6 protein-coding genes are annotated in these 6,000 nt (G+C 53.1%); 5 read left to right on the top strand and 1 reads right to left on the bottom strand.

The genetic code is table 11. From position 1 onward, the window contains the following. The 3 genes from IPI80_RS15530 to IPI80_RS15520 form a co-directional block, all read left to right on the top strand. On the top strand, positions 1-863 hold an 863-nt coding region (locus IPI80_RS15530; RefSeq protein WP_413861672.1), incomplete at its 5' end, for an amidohydrolase family protein. An 871-nt stretch (positions 864-1,734) separates the two neighbouring features. Continuing rightward, complete coding sequence (locus IPI80_RS15525; RefSeq protein WP_413861670.1) at positions 1,735-2,634, top strand: hypothetical protein; 900 nt, start codon at positions 1,735-1,737, stop codon at positions 2,632-2,634. A 71-nt stretch (positions 2,635-2,705) separates the two neighbouring features. After that, entirely contained in the window at positions 2,706-3,515 is an 810-nt protein-coding gene (locus IPI80_RS15520; protein WP_413861668.1) for a nickel transporter, read from the top strand. A gap of 479 nt (positions 3,516-3,994) precedes the next feature. Here IPI80_RS15520 and tnpA read toward each other — a convergent pair whose 3' ends face one another. Then, a complete protein-coding gene (tnpA, locus tag IPI80_RS15515; RefSeq protein WP_413861666.1) occupies positions 3,995-4,258 on the bottom strand; it encodes an IS66 family insertion sequence element accessory protein TnpA in 264 nt (87 codons plus the stop codon). Between the two features lie 472 nt (positions 4,259-4,730). Here tnpA and IPI80_RS15510 point away from each other — a divergent pair, with 472 nt between their 5' ends. Continuing rightward, positions 4,731-5,534, top strand: coding sequence for a MotA/TolQ/ExbB proton channel family protein (locus IPI80_RS15510; RefSeq protein ID WP_413861664.1), 804 nt, complete (start codon positions 4,731-4,733; stop codon positions 5,532-5,534). Positions 5,535-5,567: 33 nt separating this feature from the next. Further along, complete coding sequence (locus tag IPI80_RS15505; RefSeq protein ID WP_413861662.1) at positions 5,568-5,999, top strand: ExbD/TolR family protein; 432 nt, start codon at positions 5,568-5,570, stop codon at positions 5,997-5,999. Position 6,000: the final 1 nt, after the last annotated feature.

The following is a 6,000-nucleotide window of genomic DNA, read 5'->3' as shown; positions in this document are numbered from 1 at the left end:
TCACCATGACTTTTGAAATTCTGGCCATTGATGCTGTGGTCAACATCTGGACTGCCGAGGCGCTTGCAAATCGACCTGCTCGCAAGAGCTTTTATGTTGACAAGATGCGGGTCGGACAGGGGACCTTCGAAGGCGTGAGTCTTGAGGAGATGATTGCCCGCATGGATGCCGCTGGCATCGAGCGTTCATTTCTGATTGCCGCAAAGGTAGGGGTCAAGCATCACCCCGCTTGTTACCAAGTTCCCTACGCCATGGTGGCAGACGCCGTACAAAAATATCCGAGCCGATTTTCAGGGTTGGCAGGAGTTGACCCCACCGAGGGAATGGCTGGTGTGCGTGAGCTTGAGAGAGCAGTACGCGAGTACGGCTTTATCGGTGCGCACACCTATCCGCACTGGTTCGAAATAGCTCCTGACCACGCCAAGTACTACCCTTTTTATGCTAAGTGCGTGGAACTCGACATTCCGATTCAGTTGCAGGTGGGACAGTCGATGGTTTACGACGCCACCTACCCGCGCCGCAGTGTTGGTCGACCTATCAGTTTGGATTCCGTTGCCTGTGATTTTCCTGAGTTGAAGTTAGTTGGCATCCATGTGGGGATACCTTGGACTGACGAAATGATCGCGGTGGCATGGAAACACGCCAATGTCTACATTGGCTGTGATGCACATCGTCCAACCTATTGGCCTGAATCATTCGTCAGATACATCAACAGCTTTGGGCAAGACAAGGTATTGTTTGGAACTGATTTTCCAGTTCTTCCGTTTGAACAGACTCGCGCAGACATTGACGCGTTGGGCCTCAAACCCCAAATCTTGCGCAAGTTGCTGCGTGACAACGCAGCGCGCATCTACCGCTTCTAAAAAACTGCGCTGTCACTTCTTTCGGTAGGATTTTTACTAAAACAGCGTACCTAAACAGAGTCTGATGACGGCTGGCTTCGGGCGCAGACGAGCACCTCGAGTGCAACCGCTTGAGAACTATGCGCAGCTCGCTGATCCGCAGTGGAGCCTGCCATTGGGCACTTGGGGTCTGATCACCGCATGGATCGCTGCGGGTTGCAGGGTGCGTTGGGCGATGCGTTGCACTCGATCAGTTGTGCCGCGAGATACAACCTGCGCAGGTCAATGCGTGCCATTGTGCGCCTGCTGGGCATCAGCCCAGTTTCTTTTACGCCTGTTGCCGGTAGCATTGTCATAGCTACGAGCATTGCAACCGCACAATGGGCCAGCAGCGCGGGTCGGAGCCGGGCGTTTGTTCACACTGAGGGGGCGTCAGCATACGCTCAAAACGTTAACTTCAATCAAATATTTGGAACCAAGTCTCGGCGCTTAAATTTTGCTTGGCCGACTAATGAAGCACCCCGTTCAGGCTTACCACGTTTTGACACGCTCTGATTCGAACCTTGATCCAGTCAAACCTTGTTTTGCAGTGACAGGAAAATGTGTTTCGCATTGTTTCAGTTTCCCCTATTCGTTGCACATGAACTGAAACATGGGATTGACATGCCACGCTAAACAAAGCAATTCCTATCGACAATAGTTTTTGAATATTGCTCCGGTGCCACATGTTTTGAAGTTTTTCATACTGTCTCCCATTGGGCATTCAGCCAAAATGCATGCCTTCAAAGGATAGGAGTAAAAGACTGGCAAAGTTCTTGCGTGTTAAGTCCATCTAGACGCTGCTCAGAAAGACAGGTCGTTACTAATCAAGCTGCCGCCCGGCCTCCTGCCTATGACTGATCACACTCTTCACATCCTCGCTGCGACCAGTGGCACCGTCGTCACTTCGAATGCCGATGAGATGATTGCTTCGTACCGCGAAGGTTTGGATATGCTGGTCATCTCAGATGGAATGGTGTCATCGTCGTTGGCGTTGGCATGGGGTAAGCCATCGCTTACTGGGTTGAGGTTTGTAGTACTAGGGGCGAACCGGACGGATCCATCTACCCACTGGTTGCGTGTTATCGAACACCCTACCGTCGTACGACCCGATCCAATGAAGCAGCGAGGCTGGCTGGCCCTTGAAGTACTTGTACAGGATGTTCATGGATTGGCCCATCGACTTCGTAACAGTCACTTTTCGATCCTGGGAGAACCACGACCACTGGCCGTAAGTAACTGCATCGTGGCAATGCAAGTAGCGGGACCCGCTGGAGAGACCCTGTACCTTACTGAAGTTCGGGGGGCTGTACCGCCATTTCGCCTGCCATCACCCGCGACGCATGTCGCAGAGCGACTTTTCATTCCAGTTTTGAGTACGCCAGACCGTGATATTGCAATGAATTTTTATGAGCGACTCAACGGTAACACCGGGCTACGTTTTGAAACTCGTGTCTCGGCACTGAATAGTACTCTGAACATCGATCTTGAACAGTTACGTCCCGTGGGCACTTTGCAACTTGCAAAGACGTCGCTAATCGAAATCGATCAAGTGCCTGAGCATAGTACGGCTACCCCACAATTGGACGGATTGCCAGGTGGATTGGCGATGGTGAGTTTCGCGGTAGCGCCCGACCTCCAACTCCCTGCCGGAGTTCATTGGCGCTCGCATTCGAATATGGATTGGTCTGGTCAGTCGGTCTGTTTGCTTGAGGGCACTGCTGGCGAGTGGACTGAATTAGTGACCGATTGAGATTCCACCATCCACATGGAATTGGCGTGGATTTTGCTTAGGTGTATTGTCTAACTTCTCATAATTGCGCTATGGAAACCCTGCCTCAGGATTGGATTGCACTTGCCTCGTTGGTCTTCGTGCTCGGAATGAAACACGGTTTTGATGCTGACCATCTGGCCACCATCGACGGGCTAACGCGCTACAACGCGCGTAGCAATCCAGCGCTGGCGCGCTTGTGTGGTGCGCTGTTTTCACTCGGTCACGGCTCGGTTGTCCTTGCTATCGCGTTGTTGGTCTGCACGCTGGCCGGGAAATGGAAAGTACCGGAGTGGATGGCAGTATTCGGCGCCTGGGTGTCGATTGCCTTTCTGCTTACACTTGGCGCTGCAAATCTCAATGCGGTTTTGCGCGCCGATCCGGCGCATCTTGTGCAGCCGGTCGGTTTCAAGGGTAAGTTCCTCGGCCGTCTGCAGCACACCACACATCCGATATTGATTGCGCTTGTCGGCGCACTGTTTGCCTTGTCATTTGATACCCTGAGTCAGGCAGCGTTGTTTGCGTTCTCTGCCACGCAATATGGCGGTTGGGAGCACGCGCTCACCCTCGGACTTTTATTCATGCTCGGCATGCTAGTCACCGACGGTATCAATGGGCTGTGGATTTCGCGCCTGATCCGCCGTGCCGACCAGACGGCGCTGGTTGCCTCGCGCGTCATGGGACTAGTGGTGTCGGGGGTCAGTCTACTTGTAGCATCTTTCGGAATCGCCAAATTTGTTTCGCCAGAGATCGACGCTTGGAGCGCAGGCAAGGAACTGGTTTTCGGTTGCCTGCTAATGGCGATCATTGCCGGCAGTTATTTCTATGCGGTCCGTTTGACGCGGCGCGCGGTGTTGGTTTGATTTGTGGCGGGTTGCCGTATTGCGTTGACGAGCGTGATTTTCTGCATGCGCTTTCGCAAGATCGCGGATGGCAAGGTGCTCTGGCGCCAGTATGGTTCCTGTTGGCAAGGTAGCGTGCATCGGCTTCATCGCCGCTGTGTTTAAGGCCGTCGTATTTCTTGATCGCAGTGGTGTTGGCCAGTTGCACCGTAAAGCCCGCTTCCTTTAGCTCATCCACTAATCAGTACCAATCAACGACGACACCTGCCAGATACGCTCTGCACGCTCAATAAACCCTATGATCTTTGCAAGATCATAGGGTACACGTTTCTCAGCCACCACGTGATCTTCCTCGTTGACCACCAATACCAAGCAATTGTACGAATAAAGGTCAATTCCGCAGTATTTCATCTCTGCCTCCAAGTTGGTTAAAGAAAGTCCGCAAACTCACTTTAAGTCCACCTCCTACCTTAGGGAGCAGGAAGACAGCTAGATGATTTTCAGAACAATGCGAAGTAGGATGGGCATTGCGTACTGACAATGTGAGCGCTGGCAACGCGCAGGGCTACGAATTTGCTGGTGTGCTGGCTTGGCCTAATTTGGCGGGAAACGCCGCGTACGTTTGCATTGGCCTGCAATTTACGCTGACAGTAGTAGAAGATAGATGGCGACAGGTCGTGCTGGTTTGCATAGGTCTTGGTCGACACCTTCTGCTGACGGGCGGCGGCAACGTGCTGCTCCCAAATTTTGACGGTCATCTTCATGCTTGTTTTTCTATCTAAATTTGGATGGGGCAAGCGTGCGCAAATCAGGATTGACTGACAACGTTGGGGTTCATTGAGCGCTTACATGCAATCGAGCGCCTGTTTTGACGCATCAAGGTTTCCTGCAGAATCTTTAGCAGGTGTATATAGATCGAAGTGATGCCTATGGCATTCATCGACTTCGCTCAAATCGTCGAAGCTATGCGATTTAAGTCAATGCGTCCCAAATTCCGTTAACAGAATCTTCGTGATCTGAGTTGGCAAGCATTTTGCTTACTAATAAGAACGACGAGCCTTGGGTGCTCGCCAAGTTGGCTATGAAGTCATGGATTCAAGATCAGCCACGGAGATAGTTCGCGGACCTGAATTTGATGTCTCTTTATTAAAGGAAATAATTGTGTACGGCAAACTAAATATTTTGGCCCGCGATTGGGCATTGAATCTGAGCCTAGCATTCTTTGCAGTTGTCGGGATGACGATTCCCGTGGCTGCTCAAACCGCCGTGCCCGCCGCTGCCGCGCCTGCTGCTGAGGCTGCACCCGCCGCGCCCGCTGCTGAAGTCAAGATGGACGTTCCTGCAGCCGCACCGGCCGCCGCCAAGGCCGCCGTTGAAAGCACCGACAACCCCTATGGCATTGGCGCCTTGTGGAAATCTTCTGACGCTGTAACCAAGATCGTTTTGTTGATATTGGCCGTCATGAGCATTGGCAGCTGGTACATCCTGGTGGTCAAGATGCTGGAGCAGCGTAAGGTCAGTGGTTATTCCCGTGAAGCGGCAGAGAAATTCTGGGGTGCCGGCACTGTGGCCCAGGGTGCCGCTGCTCTGAGCAAAGACAGCCCCTACCAATTCATTGCCGCCTCGGGCGTGGAAGCGACCAAGAAGCACAGCGGTCTGATGGGCCACATTCCCCTGGCCGACTGGATCAGCATGAGCATCCAGCGTTCGGTGGACCGCGTTAACCGCGAAATGCAAGGTGGCCTTTCCTTCCTGGCCACTGTGGGCTCCATTTCTCCCTTCGTCGGTCTGTTCGGTACCGTGTGGGGCATCTACCACGCGCTGACCGCCATTGGCATTTCCGGCCAAGCCTCTATCGACAAGGTGGCCGGCCCCGTGGGTGAAGCACTGATCATGACCGCCATCGGTCTGGCCGTGGCCGTTCCCGCTGTGCTGGCCTACAACTGGCTGGTGAGCCGCAACAAAGGTGTGATGGACGACGTTCGCAGCTTCGGCAGCGATTTGCACGCCGTATTGCTGGGTTCGAGTTCCAAGAGCTGATGCGTTGCGTACCGTACGCAGAAGGATGGCTCTATGTCAATGAACGTAGGTAGTGCAGACGGTGACGAAGATGCTGTAATCGCAGCCATCAACACCACGCCCCTTGTGGATGTGATGTTGGTTATGCTGATCATCTTCCTGATCACCATTCCAGTGGTGACCACCTCCATTCCCGTGTCTTTACCCAAGGAACGCGTGGAAATTCGGGAAACCAAGCCCGAAAACATCATCATCTCGGTAGATACGACTAACAACATCTACTGGTATGACCAGAAGGTATCCGATGTCGAGGCGCTGGTAGAGAAACTGAAAAAAGTTTCTACCGTCAAGCCTCAGCCCGAAGTGCAAATTCGCGGTGATATGGCTTCCCGCTACGAGGGTGTTGGCAAGATTCTTTACGCTTGCCAGCGCGCGGGTATTGTCAAAGTGGCGTTCATCACTGAACCGCCCGCGCTGGGTGGCTGAG

Origin of the sequence: Candidatus Aalborgicola defluviihabitans (genome assembly GCF_016705985.1) — a bacterium.
Lineage (GTDB): Bacteria > Pseudomonadota > Gammaproteobacteria > Burkholderiales > Burkholderiaceae_C > Allorhodoferax > Allorhodoferax defluviihabitans.
The sequence above is the reverse complement of the archived record's forward strand: the minus strand, read 5'-3'. Positions and strand labels throughout refer to the sequence as shown.

Excerpts from the sequence above, each read along its gene's own strand:
- tnpA (WP_413861666.1), bottom strand. The coding sequence starts at position 4,258 with ATGAAGATGACCGTCAAAATTTGGGAGCAGCACGTTGCCGCCGCCCGT.
- IPI80_RS15505 (WP_413861662.1), top strand. The coding sequence starts at position 5,568 with ATGTCAATGAACGTAGGTAGTGCAGACGGTGACGAAGATGCTGTAATC.
- IPI80_RS15520 (WP_413861668.1), top strand. The coding sequence starts at position 2,706 with ATGGAAACCCTGCCTCAGGATTGGATTGCACTTGCCTCGTTGGTCTTC.
- IPI80_RS15525 (WP_413861670.1), top strand. The coding sequence starts at position 1,735 with ATGACTGATCACACTCTTCACATCCTCGCTGCGACCAGTGGCACCGTC.
- IPI80_RS15510 (WP_413861664.1), top strand. The coding sequence starts at position 4,731 with ATGACGATTCCCGTGGCTGCTCAAACCGCCGTGCCCGCCGCTGCCGCG.